The following is a 17,758-nucleotide window of genomic DNA, read 5'->3' on the forward strand; positions in this document are numbered from 1 at the left end:
TGTAATTAGAGTCTCGAGATTATTTTTTTATATTATAAACCGGTAAATCAAACGGGGATTCAAAGATATTTTTACACGGCTCATAAACTCTTTGAAAATTATAATTTGCTGGGGCTCGGAGCATTTGCTCCGAGCAAACAATACTATTTTGCGGCAATTTCTTTCCACCAATTTGTTTTGGTTTCTGTTGCCCAGTGTCCTTCACGCATACGAGCAACAAAAGCCTCTGCTTTTTCAGGAGTTGATGATTTTTGATCTAATTTGATGCACCAATCCCATTCGCCTGTTGTAGTCCACATTTTTTCTACGCCATCCCATTTTGCCATTGCATTCATATCAGATATTGATTTGTTACTTTTTACAAAAATTACACTATTCCATGTATTCATTATTACGATCCTTATAAAAATTTGTTTAAGTAATCTACCAGAGTCGATGACTCAAGCTTATTAAGAATAGAATAATTCTAAAGTTCTTTCCAGGAATCCAGAAAATTTTTATTGCTTGATTTTTGTAGTTATTTTTCAAAACTTTTATAGATGTAAAAAAATCTGTATCGTGGGTACAGTAAAGAGAAATTCGCTATACTGCACCCAGATTGCATATTGAACATTTAAGTCAATTATATCCATCGTTTGTACAATTGGTTTTTTTTGTATCCATGCGCATTCTTTGTTATCATTCAGTCAAATTTTAATTTTGTCTAAAAAAGAATGCCTGATAAAAAATCTGAAATCCTCTCTTGTACCATCGAACAAGATCAAGTTGCTGTTGCTCAGCAATGGGCAAATACCTTTATCTATAATTCGAAGGATGATATAGCGGTTAATATGACGCAGTTATTGCTGTCCTGTTTAGCTTCTTGTGACTTCAAAGTGCGTCCTTATTTATCCAAATCGCCTGAATTACAAGCTCCTTCGGATCAATTAAGTATTGCTGATTATTTATCCCATGCCAGCCGTATTATTCTTGACTATCAAGGGTTAAGCGGAGACAGTAGAGAAGAATTATTAAGTTATTTTCCTGATCCGGATGAAAAAAAGAATAAGGTTTTTTCCCGCTCAGCCACTCATAATGTACGTCGCGATATGGAAGGGAACGTTGTCGAAGGGAAGGGATTTCTGTTGGGTTTAATAGGGCAATTACCCGGACTTATTAAGACTCCTCAAGATTTTGGTATTAATATCGCTATGGGGGGGGATGGGCAAGATAATTTTTATGGGAAAAAAATATCAGCCAATGGTTGCAGTGGCCATTTTTACTTTCACCGCAATGACAGTGATTGCTTGCTCATGCTTGGGCTTGAGCAAACAGCGCCAGCGGCTTCTGCATTTGAATTTTTGATGGGAGCCCAAAGGGATGCCAATAATGTACAACAAGATCATGATCAATTCGGTCAAGGGCATTCATTAAAAGGGGCTTCTGACACATATACAGCTGCCGGGTCTTTATATTTTAGTGATCCAGTGTATCAAGCAAAACTTTTATTGGAAAAAGGAGTTTTTCCACCGGATAAATATGGAGCAATGCAAGTCACGATTACCGATAAAAATTGGCCATATGTCAAAGAAACTTTAGAAAAACTGAGATCGCTCGCTGATGAAGAGCATAAAGAGGATCTATTAGCATTGCTGCTCACCAAACCAGCAACTGCTGTAGCGTTTAAAGATACTCCCTTAAGTTATATTGCACTTGATTTCGATAGTTATTTGAAACGTATCTATCAAGTGTTTATTATTGAGAGTCAAGTGGATGTTGAGAGTCAACGCCACCTCTCCAATTTACAGACTAATCTATTAATAACTATCAAAAAATTACAACAAGGCCACATTGATAGTTATGGGATGTTGGAACATCAAATTGCAGAAATTATTCAATTAAAAAATATTCCAGTTGCGTACCAGAAAGCTATTGTTCGTATTCAAGAGTTGTTTAAGTTACAGCTTGAGATTGATCCGAAATTGAATCAAACTCATCAGGAGCTTTTGCTAAAAAATCAATACGATGATTTACAGGAAGAAAGTAAAGTTATCCTGGAAAAATTATTGAGTATTCAAAAGCATTTTCAACATCAGTCTGTTACCAACGAGCAAGAAACGCTGCAATTCTTTCTTCAGCAGCTCGAGATCCAAATTCGAGCCCTGCAAAATCCATTCTCATCCTCTTTAGAAGAGAAGGCTGATTTAGGTACAAGCTGGGTATTGTGCGATTATCCGCTTTCAATCAGTATGGATTCTGTCGACAAGTTAAGACAAACAATAGAGCGGGCTAAAGTATTTACTCAGACTATCTCTTTGACACAGAGTGATGAAATCTCATTCCCTGAATTCATATTAGGATTACAAAAAAATTTCTTACCCTTTGCTCAAATCAATCTTATTGATTATACGAAACTAGACTTAAACGATCTGGCTAAGCAATTTAATCAGTATGTGGATATTTTAGCGCAAAACGCAGAAACTCTTAATCTTTGGGAACACACTTCTTCACAGATAACAAATATTCTCGTTGACTGCTCGAATAATAATGCCGAGCTTAGTCTTGGACATGCTTTTGTACCGCAGTATCGTGAAAGTACAATCCTAAGACGTTTGTTTACTGTTGATCTTAACGATCTTGGTACTTTGCGTTTTAAACCCTATGAAGGGCCTGCTGAGAAATATGCAAATAAGCATCCTGATTCTTATTGGTGCAACATCAGTAGACTTCTTACAGCGGGTTCTGATGTGATTTCCATGCTCCGAACTTTAAAAAAGCAACAGAATAATAACGCCTCATGGGAAGATTTGAGTGGTACAGTAAGTTTGTTTCAAGATGCTGTAGAACGATTTAAAGACGCGAGTGCAGTAATAACAAAAAAGCATCTTGATGCTATAGAAAAACCTTCTGATGAAGTTTTTGAAAGTCCTTTTTTCTATTTCATCAGTGATAAAGCACTAAAAGACATGAATGGCGTACAACTTGCTACTGTATGTTTGGAAGAGTTAAATGCAGAAAAGCCTAGTGCTTTGGTAAAACGCATCACGAATAGCAAAGAATTATGGCAACGTATGGATGAAGCACTTCATATTGAAGAGACTGAGTTCAAAAGGCGTAAAGATAATGTTGAGCAGAAAATTATTCAATTACGCACAATCCACCATTTTGGAGAGTTAGTCCGCCAGTTTAAAGAACATGCCGATCTGATAGACAAAGAGAAGTTTTTTTCCGAACTGCAAAAGTTATCGCAAGAATTTCCCTTCATTTTTGAAGCCAGTAAAGCCGTTGAAAATGCTCAGATTGAGCTCACAAAACTACGTGAGTTCCTAGGGCTTCTGCATGATTTTGCAAACACGAAAGATCAAGCTGTCACACTTAAGCTATTTAAGCTATTGGAACAAAAATATCTAATGCTTCCAGAACAAGAACAAATACACTATGCCTCTCAAATGAGAGAGTCCACAGCTCTTGTTTATAAGACGTATCTTGAAAAAATCAATGAATCGCAAATAATTGAAGAGAGAAGAATAAATTTTTGTGTTTTAAATCAATTAATTGGAACATTACCAGAAGAATCATTTCAGGTTGAACATAAAGTTAAACAAACAGAGGATAGTTTGTATCAATTATATTTTGACGTAAAAAATGCAACTTCTGTAAATGCCAAAAAGCGTATATTTGATAATCCATTATTTGCTTCGACGATAAAGAATTATGAGCAATTAAGTAGCGAGCTTACCTCTGAGTGCGCCAAAAAAATTCATAAGCAATTAACACGGACCAAAGTTATTTATGAAAAGCTTCTTCAGGCCAAAGTTATTTCACTTGAGTCTTCAAACAAATCCATAGATGCACTTTTAAATCAACTAGCACCAATACTTGATAGTATTAAAGAGCCTCTGCAAAGCCAATTAACAAAGGCAGTGTTACAGGATGAAGTTCTTAAGCGAACAATTCTAAGAAAAGGAACTGATAAAAAGTTCACCTCAGTTTTGCTCGAGGATCTGTTAACTCTAAAAGAGTTTCGAGAGCAAAAAATTGCTCTAAGCAAAGAGAAAAACTATGGCAGCGAATACGATCAATCAATCGATCGATTTTATGAAAGAGCCTTGGATATCCGTTTGTCAGATCTTCCCATAAAACAACAGGCTGATGACATAATTAGTGCTGCCCGCACTGAGTTTAAACATCGTCACGATGCTCGCCGCTTAATTGCCGATATAGCCATGATAGTTAGTGTCACTTTTTTTGGCTTAGGAATTTTTATAGGAATAGGGCGTTTAGCTGCAGGAAAAACTCTATTTTTCAGCCGGTTTCTCAATGAGGTTGAAACTGATAGAGAGGCAGATTTAAAAAATCATTGGCTTGCTAAGGAATTACCGAAAGAAGGAAGTGAAACTCGTTTACTGAACGCTCCTGCAGCTTGAGAAGCGGTCAGAGTAAACAAGGCAAGCACATTATAAATAGTAATTAAGTGCAAGAGCACCAGTTACGAATTTAGCTGCGTGTGGTCCTGTTACAGAAAACCAAACACCACCGATAATGCCGAAATTGGAGTTAAAATTATATTCGATGGCAGGAGCTAGCGATACTTGTTCGTTTGCTCTTCCCCCTATACCTGCAGTCCCGCCTGGAGTAAATCCTGGATTACCTTCAAAATTACTGCTAGGGTTATGCACATACAAAACTTCAAAAACAGGAACCCATTTTTGTGTTAACGTATATTCGAATGCCAAGTCAACGGAATAACTGTTATCAAGTTTTACCCTGCCTTCAGTCGTTGAAGTACCGCCAAAAACGTTTACTCCTTGTACTTTGACATCACTAAATTTGGCTCCAACCAGGCTCAAACGTGTACGTAAATAATGGTCATTCTTCAACTCGAACAATCTTTGGAAGTTAAAGCCAAGATATGTTTGATAAGAGCCTAAGCCCGTTTGATCGGTGCCCAATTTTTTTGGGTCCAGGTTATCAAAGCGTCCTGTAGGAAAGACCTCTTGTACTACCACGCGAAGATCAGGGAGCCATGAATCTTCTGTTTGTCGCAATACTTGAAATCCTGCAGCCAAGCTGTAATCTCCAACCCCATTTCCATGCTGCCCTTTATCCCAACTGTAATCATAAGGAAGAGAGGTTTGTAAATCTAAAAAACTAAAAACTCCAATGCTTAGGATGGGAACAACTTCGAAGTTTCTAAATCCCTGTGGATAACTGCTATAAAATGCATATGGTTCAAAATTTAGATGGCCTCTCGCTATTGTTTTTCCAGCCGGAGCAAGTAATGGTCCTGTGAACCATGGACTTGCAATCGCGGCATTAGCAAAGAAAAATAAAAATAGTAGTCTTAAACGCATGGTGAAGTAGTTCTTAATATTATTAGATGAAAGGTAGAATTTAAAACTTTTTTCATCTTAATGGAATCTATTTTTACTTACTTTCGCTACTTTTTCGTGAAAACCCTGTTGGCACTGACTTAGTCGTTAAAAATATTTCACAATTTGCATTTTTGAGTTCAGAGCATTCATTTCAGAAGATGGCAAATCAGCGGAAAAAGTAACACATTTAAGAGACCCGCTAAAATCATAACCAAGCAAGCAATTGCTCCTTCAGCATGTCCTATTTTATGAGCTTGTGCAGTCCCTGCTGCATGTGCTGCAGCACCGAATAGTGCGCCCCGAGCCAGGGTCGAGCGAAATGATAAATGTTTGAGAATGAGGTCGCCAATAATAGCGCCTGATATGCCTGTAATAATTACGAATATGGCCGTCAATTCAGGGATACCCCCAATGCCATGTGATGCTTCAAGCGCGAATGGCGTGCTGATAGACCGAGGTAGAAGACTTAACAGGATACTTTTATCAAGGCCAACAAGCATCGCTAATGCCCAGCTCGATGATATTGCGGTAAAACTGCCGACAAATACACCAATTAAAAGTACCAGCCAATGTTGACGAATAAGTGCGCGTTTCTCATAAATGGGAATTGCAAAAGCAACAGTCACCGGGCCTATTAATTGAATTAGCCATTTTGTTCCACGAAAATAATCTTGATAGCTCTGATGGAGTAAAAAAACAAAGCCGGCAATAAGTAAAGGTGTTAAAACCAGTGGCATTAACCACCAAAATGCCCACCGCCTATGTAATTTTTTGGCAATAAAATACATGCCAATCGTTATAAGTGACCAGAATAGTGTTTGCGTTATTGGATCAGAGGGAATGTGACTTGCCACGGTCACTTCTCCAATGATAACAAAAATCCACAACAGTTGCAGTGACTAACATCACACATAGCGTACTAAGTAAAATAACAAAAAGAATTTTAAGACCTAAGATGCCAATAAACTCATGATGCTTAAGTAGTGAAAGCACAGCTGGAATAAAAAAAAGGAGCATATCTGCAAGGATTAATTCAGCTCCATGTTTAATAAGGTTGAGCGTTAAGCGTTTTGTAGCTAAAAGCAATAAAACAACCCCCAGGCCAAAGATTCCGCCCGAAAAAGGGAGTTTGAAAAAGTGAACAATAAGTTCGCTAGCAAGCCAAAATAGGCATACTAGGCCAACTTGGAGCAGGGAGCATTGCTGAATTTTTGATGTTATATATCTGATCATTGTGACTATTCCTCTTTCAATGGATTTTACACTTTTATTCAATATGAATAAAATGAATTTATCGAATATAAATCATTCTAAAATGGAATAATTATGGAATTAAAACTGCTTCGTGCTTTCATTGAGGTAGTTCGTCAAGGTAGTTTTTCTAACGCTGCACAAACTCTTTTTGCTACTCAGTCGACAGTGAGTAAAGCAATAAAGCAGCTTGAGGAAGAGCTTGGTATTCCACTTATTGAACGATTTAAGAAGCGTAGTGTGCCAACTGCAGCGGGTGAAATTGTTTATCGCCGAGGTATTAAGCTCCTCGCAGATCGCGATGATCTCTTTAAGGAACTGGATGACATTCGTGGTTTGAAACAAGGACGATTACGTCTTGGAATAGCTCCAGTGGGTGCCAGCACTCTATTTGCTCCTCTTTTTGCTCGTTATAATCAACGCTATCCTGGTATTGAAGTAGAACTTATGGAACATGGAGGGGTTAAACTTGCGGAATGTTTACGAGCAGGTGAAATCGATTTTGCTGGAACATTATTAACTATTTCAGAAGAGTTCGATAGTCAATTAATCCGTAGTGAACCGTTAGTTGCTCTTTTGGCATCGAGTCATCCTTTGGCAAAACGACCTTCAATTTCTTTATTAGAGCTTAAAGATACACCATTTATTTTATTTGGCAGTGGTTTTGCCTTGCATCGAATAATACTGGATGCGAGTCATCGGGCAGGTTTCGAGCCCAAGGTAGTTGCCCAAAGCAGTCAGATTGATTTTATGTTGGAACTTGTTGCTGCGGGCCTGGGTGTTGCTTTTTTGCCAAGAATGATTGCTCGTGAAAAATCAAATCCTCAGATTTTCTTTCCTTTACTGGAAGGAGATGAGTTTCAGTGGAATATGGCGATGACCTGGAGACGTGATTCTTATCTCTCTGATGCTGCAAAGGCATGGTTAGCTCTAATACGCGAAGTAGATAGTACCCATTAGTTTTCTGCAAATTTTGTAATTAGTTAGTTCCATCTACATTAAAATAAATTTTAGGCGCCTAAAATTCTTATTCGTAAATAAATCCAGGTTGAATCTGAAATGACCCAACCTCATTGTTGGATTATTATGGAGTATACGCATGTGACAGTTCTGATAAAGATTGATCGAGTGTTTCAAGTATGAAATTGACTTGCTCTCGATTAATTGTCAAAGGTGGTGCTATTCGGAAGACATTACCATACTGTCCTCCTTTTCCAACTAATAGTCCTTTGTCCTTGCACAGATCCATTAATTGAAGTGCCTCATCTGATGCAGGTACTTTTGTTTGAGGATCTTTGACTAATTCAATTCCCAAAAGCAAACCGCGACCACGAACATCTCCAATGAGAGGGTGCTTCTTTTGTAATTCACAGAAACCGTCTTTTAGCAGGTCCCCCATGGCACGAGCATTTTCAACAAGCTGTTCTTCTTTAATAATTTCCAATGTAAGCTTGGATTGGATCATTTGAAGTGGGTCACCTGCAAACGTATTAAAATATGTTTTGCCAGTCATTGTTTCAGCAACGTCACTTTTCATAAGTATAGCGCCAACTGGAGCGCCATTTCCCAAGCCTTTAGCCATGGTTATCATATCTGCATCAATATCCAAGGTTTTTGTAAGTAAGAGATCACCGCCACCGCGGCCTGCTCCGGTCTGTACCTCATCACTGATGTATTTACCACCATAATTATGAACAATATGGGCAACCTCTCTAAAATAGTCATCGGGAGGGGTAATAAATCCACCTACACCCATCACCGGTTCAAGTATAAAAGCGGCTATCTTTCCATGCGTTGAATTCTGGATGGTTGTTTCAACATTTTTTGCACATGATAGATCGCAACTATCTGGTTTTTGTTTAAACGGACAGCGATAGCAGTAGGGCTCAAGCGCAGAGGTTACACCAGTGACTGGCTGCCCTTTGAATCGCCATATTGAATGACCACATGAAGCAAGTGCAGCAGAAGTTCCACCATGATATGAATGACGGACATTCACTACCATAGTTTCTCCCGTCGCATGGCGTGCTGCCATAATTGCCAATTCATTGGCTTCTGAACCGGAATTAGTAAACGATACTCTGTCCATGCCATAAGGTGCTTCTTCAAGCAAGCGCTCTGCAGTTTCGATGGGGGCCTGATTTAAGTACAAAAGGCTTGTGTGTTGAATCGCATCACTTTCAATTGCTTCAATCAGTGCTTTTTTGATTTTAGGATGATTATGTCCGGCTGAGATACAAACAATTCCGCCTATGGCATCAAGATAACGTTTTCCTTCAGAGTCCCATACATAAGTATCTTGTGCTTTGACGAGCTGAATTGGTTCTTTATGGTAAAATCCTGCAGTAGGTAAAAAATGTTTTTTTCTAAAATTAGTTAATTCTTCATTTGAGCGTAGTTGTATTGAATCGTTATGTCCATTCATGAGGGTTGCTTCCTTTTATGTTTATAAAGACTTGAACTTGTAAATAAAGAATTTTTGCAGACTCCTTTAACTTCAAATTCCTGTTGAGTTATTTTGAGATTTACATCTTTTCCCAATGTTTTTTGAACACTATATTCTCCTAAATCCATATCTTTATCCTTCTCCTAGGTCAATTTTCGCTTTAAAAAAATGAATATAAATTGGCTTGATTTATCTAAGAGATAGCGCAAAGCCGTTGGTTTTTAACTTGCATAAATGTCAAACAGTTGATAAGCGTTTGATATCATCTTGAATATGTAAGATAAATAGATGACATATTTCTTCAGGAATTAAAAGTGGTTTTGAGCAATTTAATTTTGGTTGTCCGAAAAGTGAGGTAATAAAGTAAAAATGAATAAAAAATATGCCCTATTTAATAAATGAAAAAAAAGGTGGTAGACATTAAGATTTCTTTGTCAAAAAGATGAAGATATTTCAGAAGATTAACCCAGAGAGAACTATCATCATAGTTGGATTATATTGGAATTCAATTTTTAGTTATCTTGCGATTTATACAGTAGAAAATCCACCGTCAGCTAAAATTATTTCTCCATTGATGTAATTTGACTTAATGATTGCTAGAACCAGTTCAGCAATATCTTCTGGTTTACCTACTCGTTTTATTGGTGTGTGGTTTTTAAATTTATTAACCGCTTCGCTAAAGTTTTCTGCACGAGGAGTCATGATTAACCCAGGGGCTATTGCATTGGCTCTTATTTCAGGGCCACAGTGTTTTGCTAAAAACTTGGTTAAATGATTAATTGCAGCTTTAGCAATGGAGTAGGGGATAGCGCTCGATGCTGATGCAGGATCAATTCCGGCACAAGAAGTTATATTAATAATATTTCCATCACCGGACTCTTTAAGATAGGGTAGGGCTTCACGGATGAGGCACCAGGTACCGACGACGTTGGTATTCAGGATTTGACTAAAATCATCATTGCTTATATCGAGTATGTCTCCATTATTACGCAGGGATTGTCCTGCATTATTGATTAATATATCAATTTGACCAAAATGACATGCTGTTTCAGTGATAATCCGCTTGCAATCTTCTTCGAGGGCTATATTCCCTTGAATGTATCGTGCATTACCTAATTCTTGTGCTAGTTTTTCCCCTTTTTCAATTGAGTTAACAGAGTTAATCACTGTTTTTGCGCCTGCAGCAGAGAGCATTTTAGCAATACCCTCTCCTATTCCGCTGGTAGAGCCAGTTATAATAGCAACTTTGTTTTTTAAATTGGACATGGAATTTTTTGCATGTGAAAAATTAGAAAGAGTACAAAACAAAATTTGTAAAATCAATTGGAGATGAGTTTTGTGTAAATTCAGGTTTTTAAAATTCATGCATTGATTTAATATTATTTTATTCTCTTTATGTAACCTTTGAGTTTCCAGAACTACATAATGCTTCTTCTGCAGAGGTGGGTTCATCGTGCTTATCAAAAAAAGTATGCTTTAAAAACGAAAGCATCGTGTTTGACGATGTCCTTGTTGTAGAGACCCGCGCAGGGGATGCATCAGAAGTGAATTGATGGGACGTTTTTAAACTATAAGATGCCAGCACATTCAGTGCTGCCTGATTATCGTGATTTTCTGCAATCTCATAAGCGGTTTCTCCATTGAGGTTCGTGAGCGCGATATTGGCTCCAGCGTCTAAAAGCAACCTAAATAGTGCAGGATTTTTTTGGGTATAATAAGATTTACAGGCCAGCATTAAGGGTGTCATTTCTTTGGTGTCCTTGATATTCACCTTAATATTTTTATCGCGTAGCAATAATTGCACCACGCTTTCATTTCCATACTCACAGGCAATACCAAGAGGCGAGCGACCCTTATTACAAGGAATGTTGATATCTATTTTTGGAATATTTCTCAGTTGATTCATAATATTCGAACGATTGCATGCTGCGGCATAAAAGAATGCATGCTCTAATTCGGATTGGCTGATTACAGGGGATTTATTATGTAATCTCAGTATTTTGGAGACCGTATTCCAGTCATCATTTTGAACTCCAATGGACAGTGCACCATAACCACGACAATTACTAATTTGAGTACACTCTAAATTGACCGGGTACAATTCATCAAGAGATTGTATTTTCTGGGTTAATTTTCTTTGCCCAGGTTTTGCAATGAAGGCGCAGTGAATTACTAATTGTTTACTGGTCTCAAAAAGAGAGTGATATAGAGCTGGGCAAAGTTCTTCGCTTGTTAAAAGTTGATAAGGATACTCCTCACTTTGTTCATATAATTGGTTGATATTCATGAATAGCCATACATTGTTTTTATGCTTTTTAAAGCCTACTGTATGCTCTTCGCTACTACATACTATTACGACATCATTTTTAATGAGGAGGATTTCATTGAGATTATTCAAAAATTTGTTGACGCCTTCAGGGGATGCAAAACTCATTGTTTTGCCAAATAATTTTTTAACTACATTTTGAGTTCTACAAAAATGAAGTTGGATCATTTTGTAGATCGCATCGATATTAGATTGTTGGAGTGATTGAGCATAGAATTCATAATAATCATCAGGAGACTGAGCCAGGCATATGGCTTCAAAAAAAGGTCTTATTTCATTTCGTTTTTGTTCCTTTTTAGAGAGAGTTTGACTTGATTTTATTTTTTCAGTAATGGCGTACAGGCTATTGGGTAAAGTCTGTTTTTCCCTTTTAATCAGATTTAGGCGATTATAAAATTGATGGTCTAATCCTAGCGCTGCTTCTTGAGCCCAGGTTAATGTAAAACCATGACATACACCATCATCGTGTTGATAATTAAATTTATCAAAAAGAGCCAACAAATCTTCGTGCTCCAAAGCATTATGTTTTGATGCATAAGAAGATAAAATCGGGATTATTCGATTCAATGATATAAAATGCTGATCCACTACAATTAGTAGAAAGATTAAAATAAGCACAGCGAGGGCGTAAATCATTTTACTAATTAGTTAATTCCTTTCTCAAATCAAATCATATTCTCTAAATGAAAGCAACTTGGATATAGGGGCATAAAAGCCTCAAAATGTATTCATAAGTTCTATAAAAATAAAAAAATATGGACAAAATGGAACATGGAACTACACTTAATGTATCTAAAGTCTCATGTTTAAATGGCGGAATAATGATGGAAGGACTCATTTCTTCCTTATAAAGAAAATTCCAAATAAGCTAAAAGTCACGGAGGACACTATGAGAATTTGGCAATCAAGTGTAGTTGGAATTTTACTGCTGCTTTCCTTAAGTCAGGCCGACGCTCAAACGAACACTATTCCTCTTACCCCTACTAACAATATCACTGATTTTCCGCAATTGGTGGCCGCGGTTGAGAGTGGTAATGATGTCCGAGCTATTGTTCATTTCGATAACTGTCAAGTGACAGGCTCCAAACTTCAGGAGCAATTAAGAAGTAAATTAGATGGAGCCACAACACGATTTAATTTTACCCAGTATTTTCATGGCAAAGAGAATGTTAATGATCGTTTAATCGATACTGTAACCACCTCCATGAAAATTTTTATAGAGAGTTCTTCGGGGGAGGTCTTAACGCTTTCTGGTCGATTAAGTGTTTTTGAGGACAATACTGCGATACTACATGTGGATTTCTTCGATCCCATTCTCCATCAACAAAAATTAGTGGTTGATTGGTCTTGCACTATCAGTAATGGTGAAGACAATAATGGCTTGGTGTTATTCAATTTCTCTTAGTGCATGAACACGTCAGACTCCATAAATGAATAGGTGATTGATAGAATTTTAAGATGGAAAACCTTCCTTTAAAAGAAGCACTCCATGAGGTTTGCAGTATGGCCTTAAGCAAATACTGCAAATTTTCTGCTGAATTAAACCTTATAAGCAATACGCCCATCCTCTTCGTCAAGCTGATATACCTCGGCCTTTTTTGCAAAACGTGTAATCTCTTTAATTAGTGTCTGGGTACGACTGGTCCCAATACTTGCAAAAATATCTTCGGAAGAATATTTTTGCATAATCATGTTGAGCTGTTCTTTATCAAAATAATTTTCGTTGAACAAATTTAATATATCTTTTAACACCCCCAATTTTTGCATCCGGGCATGAGCACGATAAAAACGAAATGGGCTATGCAAATCGCGGTCTAATTTAGCAATATGTTTTGTGATTAGCTGTTTTAGTTTACCTAGCTCTTGCGGTAGAATTATTTTTAGATGCCCTTGTTTTTTTCGAATAATCTCTTCTCTTGAGTGAATAGCCTCTTGCCCTTCTTTTAACCAGGATAAGTCATTACATTTACCTATAGTACCCTCATTTTGAAGCGCATTTACAGTTTTTAAACTTGATGCAAATGGAATGTAGTTTTTAGAAATAAAACGCTTCTCCAAACCGTAATGAGAAAAAGCAAAAGTATTTATTTTATCCTGTTTAATTGTATTACTATCAGAAAGTAAATATTGACTGAGCAACCCGTTTAATAATGCACCTGGTCCTGTGGTATAAACAACGCTACTTTTTAAAAGTTGCAGGCGTTGATTTTGACGTACTTTAGAGACTAATTCTTCATCATTTTTAATAGCGGCTAATTTTTTTAACTCCTGATAAATAGCCTTAGGGGTAATAAGCCAAACCAGCCAACTTGCCGCACTTTTTCTAATTTCCTGAGCACAGTCCACAACGTTGGTGCTTTTTTTCCTACAGAATGATTGATTATCCTTATATTGCTGTTCAATTTTAAATCTAAGCTCAGGCATGGAGTTAGTTGATGCTCTTAATTGGTCAAGTTCTTCACTTATCTGCAATTCATTTCCGGCTGACAGACTTAAGAACAGGCCCCCTACCTCATCACCCAATACACTATTGTAAAGCCTTCTTACTTGATCAAAATAGCTAGAAAATAAACGATGCTTGGTGGTTAAATTTTTAAGAATAGTGTCCTGGACCTTTTTTACATAAGGTAGGGCATCATTTGGGTCAACCACAGCAATAATATCATTATTGATTACCAGGCTTTCTGAAGAGGCGATTTTTATGCTACCCATGCTTAATAATAAAGGGTGCTCGACTTCGATTAGAGCCGGAAGACCTCGCGTATCTATCCGTGTATCAAAATCCGCATAAGTTCCAAGCTTATAAATATCCTCTATCCATCGCAAAATATCACTTGCAACTGCCAAATTTCCCCCCCGCCCCAAGCACTTAATTTCGTTTGAATAATGCTCCAACAATTGGTGCTCAGTTTCATTGTTCCCCTTTAAAGTGGCAACATCCATAGGAGTAATATGATGTTTATTACAAAACTGCTTTAGGTCTTCCTGAGCCTTGGGATTTAGCAAACGGGAGTCATATACAAAATGAATTTCATCATCAGGATTTAAATAACGCATTTTAATGAGGCGTTTTTGATTTTCTAAGTTTAAAAAACTATTTCTATCTTGACTAAGCCAAATTTTGACATGGCGATGGGGGTTAAATTGATATCGCATTAACTTCTCTCATTCAAATGAAAAATCACGGGATTTTATCTGAGAATGCTTAAGAAATTATTAATATGCTCATTTATTGATTTTTCCAAGCACAAATTTTTTTTTGTAAAAAATTTATTTGTTAATCAAGCCTTAAGCTTAAGTGTTTTACACTGATAAAAAGTCAAGAGGAGATTAACATGTCAAACAAAAAACTCACTGAACGTTTGAACTATGAGCTTGATGAGCTAGGTGTTCCAGCCTTAATGACCGAACGTGTTCAAGTATGTTCTAAACTATTTGAATTACCTAAATTTAAAATAGAGGCACTATTATATGGTGTTGCTCTGGATGCTCCTTCTATGCAGAAAATTGCTGATGAGCTTGAGGTGAGTTTTGATTGGCTATTAGGTCAAGCAATGGAAAAAACACGACACTAATCCCAGAACTCCCGTGTTAACAAAACTAATACGGGAGTTATTTCTTTCTCAATATTTTTATTAAAATTGGCTGTCTAAGTGAGCCTCTGGGCAGTTCCTGTTTGACCGATATGTTTTGTCATACTAATCTGTAATTATCTATTTTATTCAAGGGATACCATGGCATGGAATCGTTTCTTTAGCAGAGCGTGTTACTCTAGCAATGAATCATTCTTTAGCTCTGGAGTTTCTCGAAATAAATGTGTTCTAATTGTTCTTATCGGACTCTTGTTAACTTATACCACCATGGCGAGTGCCCTGAATGTAGAACTGAGCGAGACAAGCCCTGCATCACCTGCAGTATTGCATCAAGACGAATCGCTATATGTTCTTATTCATTATCAAAGCGAGGAGCCATTACGTTTCCAGGCAATAGGAAAATATCTTGGACAGGAAATCAAGACTAATATCCGTATGAATCCCTCCCAAGCCTACCCTGTAGGTGACGGTCAAGCTATTGCTTGGGTGTCTTATTTCAGGGAAACAAAGATCGATTCAATAATGGTCACTGTTTATAATGCCAATTGGCAGCCTCTGGAAACTCAGTCCATCTCGATTTCGGCTAAATGGGAGGAGGATAAGGATACAATATCGAATCCCAAGGCTTCTTGGGTCAATGAGTTGAATCAACAGCAGCAAGCTAGTGTGAAAATACCTCAAGAACCTCTTTCAACTTGGGATATTCTATTCGTGCAATTACTTTATTTTTCTATCCCCATATACTGGATTTTACAGCTTAGATTGTTATGGAAATGGTCGGGTAGCTGGCGGAAGCTTGCTTGCATTCCTTTATTAATTAGTCTTCCTTTACTGGTTTATACTGTTTTCGCATTGTTTGCAGGATCTAATTTGTGGCCATTGATGATGCTCTTTATTACACCTGTTACTTTATTAATGTTGTTAATCATTATGGGGTATAAAAAAATGAGGGCAAATAGTTGATGGTAGCATCTGCCCATTTACCTTAATTTTTATAAGTAAAACCCGCAATTGTATAAATAACATCTGAAAATTAAAATTACCCTTGATTTATAGTCGTTGGAATGTGCTATTTTTCAACAAAAAAGCTTTGCTTTGAATTGTTAATAATAAAGGAATATGACAATGTCAGAAAAAATAAAAGGAACAGTGAAATGGTTCAATGAACGCAAAGGTTTTGGATTTATTCAAAGCAATGGCCAGGAGTATTTTGTACATTTTAGCTCCATTCTAGGGAATGGTTTTAAAACACTTCGGGAAGGTGATGCGGTTTTTTTTAAACAAGGCAAAGGACAGAAAGGTCTTTTAGCGGAGGAAGTGCAAGTAGTTTAGTTTTTTTATGGCCATCTAAATATTGGCGAGCCAATTGATAATTGTTAGGACGTTGTAGATTTAAATAAGTTAATGAAACCCAATATTGAATTTCGCGGGCCCTGGCCCGCAATCCTTCCAGTAAAATCCATATTAATTCTGTTTCGATATTAATACATTGAAACAGAACAATGTATTATCACATGAATTGGTGCTTACGCCTCAATTTCTTCTGGCAAATCAGCATCAATCTTTGATGAGAATTCATTTTTCATTGCATATTTTTTCAAAAGATAAACCACGATTCCATCGATTTGATTGTCTATTTCTTCAAACGTCTCTATGTTTTTATTGTCCATAATGACTCCATTCTTTAGGTTACTCTAATGTATTAATCGAGCTACAGCGCAACTAAGCTTTTACATATGAAACATTGATATTAATACTGGCAAATCAGTAAGCCTGTTTGATGCTTGAATCGCCAAATAAAATTCGATTGAAAATCATTCTAGTCTATTCGTTTTCTGGAATAAAGTGTTTGTGAACTTCTTAATCAGCAATTGCTGCTATTTTAATTTCCATATACTTTTTTTAACAATCGTGGATCGTGCTTATAAAATTAAGGGAAACAGGTATGCATTGCATTCCTCTGGAAGGCAGCGTTGACTTGGTTACGATTAAGTTCAACGCTACAACGGCAGAATAATTTATCTTAAGCTTTTGTGACGTTCGTTTTCATATACATACCGGCTTCAAAATGACCCGGGATATTACAGGCGATGACAACGTCATGTTTCGAATTGGCTTTAAATTTCCAGGTCAATCTTTTGGTTTCGCCAGGGTTAACAGTAATTGTATTGCCATCTTCATGAACCATTCCTGGCATAGCACGCATCATTTTTTGGTGTGCTTTTTGTTCGTCTTCATCACCTATAGAAAACTCATGTGCTACCTTTCCCATATTTGTAACTTCAAATGTGATAATTTCGCCATCATGAAATTCGGGTTTTTGTGAAAAAGTAAAGCGCATATCATCCGATGCGGTCACTTTTATTATTTTGGTAGTTTTTGTTGCATGCGCGGGACTTCCAATTGAGCTTGTTTCATGGTGAGAATGGGCAAATGATGAATTAATAGAAATTCCTGAAAAGAAACCAGCTAAAATAATTATTCTTGAAAATGCTGTAGTCATATTTGAAATCCTGTAAACAATATTATGAATGATTCTAAAACCTCTTAGTGTATCATTTTCTTTCAAAAATAGATGCTCTATTATCCGAGCCCTTAAGGCTTTGGCAAAAATTGATTCCTATGCGACTATTTAGTATTTAGGGGATTTTGTAATTGAAAGCTAGGGTAAACCCTTAAGTCACCGAATGTATTTCATAATGGTTTCATTTTAAAAGAACTCATACAGTTTAATTTGAAAAAAGCAGTTGCAGTTATCAATAATGTACTGAATTGACAGTTTTTTTCA

At 36.9% G+C, this 17,758-nt stretch carries 16 protein-coding genes; 6 read left to right on the plus strand and 10 right to left on the minus strand.

Translation table 11 applies throughout. From position 1 onward, the window contains the following. Positions 1–143 precede the first annotated feature (143 nt). Positions 144–389, minus strand: coding sequence for a hypothetical protein (locus ELY20_RS00065; RefSeq protein WP_110143288.1), 246 nt, complete (start codon positions 387–389; stop codon positions 144–146). Between the two features lie 324 nt (positions 390–713). On the opposite strand from ELY20_RS00065, the gene ELY20_RS00070 reads away from it, so the two are divergent. Next, complete coding sequence (locus ELY20_RS00070) at positions 714–4,406, plus strand: LepB GTPase-activating domain-containing protein (RefSeq protein ID WP_110143287.1); 3,693 nt, start codon at positions 714–716, stop codon at positions 4,404–4,406. Between the two features lie 30 nt (positions 4,407–4,436). Here the strand turns inward: ELY20_RS00070 and ELY20_RS00075 are convergent, their stop codons facing one another. From ELY20_RS00075 to ELY20_RS00085, 3 genes are all read right to left on the minus strand, one after another. Continuing rightward, positions 4,437–5,333 carry a hypothetical protein gene (locus ELY20_RS00075; RefSeq protein WP_110143286.1) on the minus strand — a complete coding sequence of 299 codons (897 nt, stop codon included), beginning with the start codon at positions 5,331–5,333 and terminating at the stop codon, positions 4,437–4,439. Positions 5,334–5,500: 167 nt separating this feature from the next. Then, positions 5,501–6,208 (minus strand): LrgB family protein, encoded by a 708-nt coding sequence (locus ELY20_RS00080; protein ID WP_110143285.1) that lies wholly within the window; start codon positions 6,206–6,208, stop codon positions 5,501–5,503. After that, positions 6,186–6,587, minus strand: a complete 402-nt coding sequence (locus ELY20_RS00085) for a CidA/LrgA family protein (protein WP_233590446.1) — start codon at positions 6,585–6,587, stop codon at positions 6,186–6,188. Before ELY20_RS00085 ends, ELY20_RS00080 begins: the two co-directional genes overlap by 23 nt. 93 nt (positions 6,588–6,680) lie before the next feature. Between ELY20_RS00085 and ELY20_RS00090 the strand changes: the two genes are divergently transcribed. After that, positions 6,681–7,565: a LysR family transcriptional regulator gene (locus ELY20_RS00090; RefSeq protein WP_110143284.1), complete on the plus strand. Its 885-nt coding sequence runs from the start codon at positions 6,681–6,683 to the stop codon at positions 7,563–7,565. A 124-nt stretch (positions 7,566–7,689) separates the two neighbouring features. Here the strand turns inward: ELY20_RS00090 and ELY20_RS00095 are convergent, their stop codons facing one another. From ELY20_RS00095 to ankG, 3 genes are all read right to left on the minus strand, one after another. Further along, positions 7,690–9,030: an aspartate aminotransferase family protein gene (locus ELY20_RS00095; protein ID WP_110143283.1), complete on the minus strand. Its 1,341-nt coding sequence runs from the start codon at positions 9,028–9,030 to the stop codon at positions 7,690–7,692. 549 nt (positions 9,031–9,579) lie between these two features. Further along, positions 9,580–10,317 carry an SDR family NAD(P)-dependent oxidoreductase gene (locus tag ELY20_RS00100; protein ID WP_158618850.1) on the minus strand — a complete coding sequence of 246 codons (738 nt, stop codon included), beginning with the start codon at positions 10,315–10,317 and terminating at the stop codon, positions 9,580–9,582. A gap of 127 nt (positions 10,318–10,444) precedes the next feature. After that, on the minus strand, positions 10,445–12,013 hold the full coding sequence (gene ankG / locus ELY20_RS00105) for a Dot/Icm T4SS effector AnkG/AnkZ/LegA7 (RefSeq protein ID WP_110143281.1): 1,569 nt from the start codon (positions 12,011–12,013) through the stop codon (positions 10,445–10,447). Positions 12,014–12,266: 253 nt separating this feature from the next. Here ankG and ELY20_RS00110 point away from each other — a divergent pair, with 253 nt between their 5' ends. Beyond that, complete coding sequence (locus ELY20_RS00110; RefSeq protein WP_110143280.1) at positions 12,267–12,782, plus strand: hypothetical protein; 516 nt, start codon at positions 12,267–12,269, stop codon at positions 12,780–12,782. Positions 12,783–12,916: 134 nt separating this feature from the next. Here the strand turns inward: ELY20_RS00110 and ELY20_RS00115 are convergent, their stop codons facing one another. Further along, complete coding sequence (locus ELY20_RS00115) at positions 12,917–14,533, minus strand: glycosyltransferase family 88 protein (protein ID WP_110143279.1); 1,617 nt, start codon at positions 14,531–14,533, stop codon at positions 12,917–12,919. A gap of 179 nt (positions 14,534–14,712) precedes the next feature. Between ELY20_RS00115 and ELY20_RS00120 the strand changes: the two genes are divergently transcribed. From ELY20_RS00120 to ELY20_RS00130, 3 genes are all read left to right on the plus strand, one after another. Further along, a complete protein-coding gene (locus tag ELY20_RS00120) occupies positions 14,713–14,952 on the plus strand; it encodes a hypothetical protein (protein ID WP_110143278.1) in 240 nt (79 codons plus the stop codon). Positions 14,953–15,111: 159 nt separating this feature from the next. Continuing rightward, a complete protein-coding gene (locus ELY20_RS00125) occupies positions 15,112–15,933 on the plus strand; it encodes a hypothetical protein (protein WP_233590448.1) in 822 nt (273 codons plus the stop codon). 162 nt (positions 15,934–16,095) lie between these two features. Beyond that, entirely contained in the window at positions 16,096–16,302 is a 207-nt protein-coding gene (locus ELY20_RS00130; RefSeq protein ID WP_110143277.1) for a cold-shock protein, read from the plus strand. Positions 16,303–16,496: 194 nt separating this feature from the next. Here ELY20_RS00130 and ELY20_RS16830 read toward each other — a convergent pair whose 3' ends face one another. Together ELY20_RS16830 and ELY20_RS00135 are read right to left on the minus strand one after the other, a co-directional pair. After that, a complete protein-coding gene (locus tag ELY20_RS16830) occupies positions 16,497–16,640 on the minus strand; it encodes a hypothetical protein (protein ID WP_165831621.1) in 144 nt (47 codons plus the stop codon). 353 nt (positions 16,641–16,993) lie between these two features. After that, on the minus strand, positions 16,994–17,539 hold the full coding sequence (locus ELY20_RS00135; RefSeq protein ID WP_233590449.1) for a cupredoxin domain-containing protein: 546 nt from the start codon (positions 17,537–17,539) through the stop codon (positions 16,994–16,996). Positions 17,540–17,758 lie beyond the last annotated feature (219 nt).

It is taken from the genome of Legionella qingyii, assembly GCF_003990155.1.
GTDB lineage: Bacteria > Pseudomonadota > Gammaproteobacteria > Legionellales > Legionellaceae > Legionella > Legionella qingyii.

Bases quoted from the DNA above. Each gene is read 5' to 3' on its own strand.
- ELY20_RS00065 (WP_110143288.1), bottom strand. From the start codon at position 389: ATGAATACATGGAATAGTGTAATTTTTGTAAAAAGTAACAAATCAATA.
- ELY20_RS00070 (WP_110143287.1), top strand. From the start codon at position 714: ATGCCTGATAAAAAATCTGAAATCCTCTCTTGTACCATCGAACAAGAT.
- ELY20_RS00075 (WP_110143286.1), bottom strand. From the start codon at position 5,333: ATGCGTTTAAGACTACTATTTTTATTTTTCTTTGCTAATGCCGCGATT.
- ELY20_RS00085 (WP_233590446.1), bottom strand. From the start codon at position 6,587: ATGATCAGATATATAACATCAAAAATTCAGCAATGCTCCCTGCTCCAA.
- ELY20_RS00090 (WP_110143284.1), top strand. From the start codon at position 6,681: ATGGAATTAAAACTGCTTCGTGCTTTCATTGAGGTAGTTCGTCAAGGT.
- ELY20_RS00095 (WP_110143283.1), bottom strand. From the start codon at position 9,030: ATGAATGGACATAACGATTCAATACAACTACGCTCAAATGAAGAATTA.
- ELY20_RS00100 (WP_158618850.1), bottom strand. From the start codon at position 10,317: ATGTCCAATTTAAAAAACAAAGTTGCTATTATAACTGGCTCTACCAGC.
- ankG (WP_110143281.1), bottom strand. From the start codon at position 12,013: ATGATTTACGCCCTCGCTGTGCTTATTTTAATCTTTCTACTAATTGTA.
- ELY20_RS00110 (WP_110143280.1), top strand. From the start codon at position 12,267: ATGAGAATTTGGCAATCAAGTGTAGTTGGAATTTTACTGCTGCTTTCC.
- ELY20_RS00115 (WP_110143279.1), bottom strand. From the start codon at position 14,533: ATGCGATATCAATTTAACCCCCATCGCCATGTCAAAATTTGGCTTAGT.
- ELY20_RS00120 (WP_110143278.1), top strand. From the start codon at position 14,713: ATGTCAAACAAAAAACTCACTGAACGTTTGAACTATGAGCTTGATGAG.
- ELY20_RS00125 (WP_233590448.1), top strand. From the start codon at position 15,112: ATGGCATGGAATCGTTTCTTTAGCAGAGCGTGTTACTCTAGCAATGAA.
- ELY20_RS00130 (WP_110143277.1), top strand. From the start codon at position 16,096: ATGTCAGAAAAAATAAAAGGAACAGTGAAATGGTTCAATGAACGCAAA.
- ELY20_RS16830 (WP_165831621.1), bottom strand. From the start codon at position 16,640: ATGGACAATAAAAACATAGAGACGTTTGAAGAAATAGACAATCAAATC.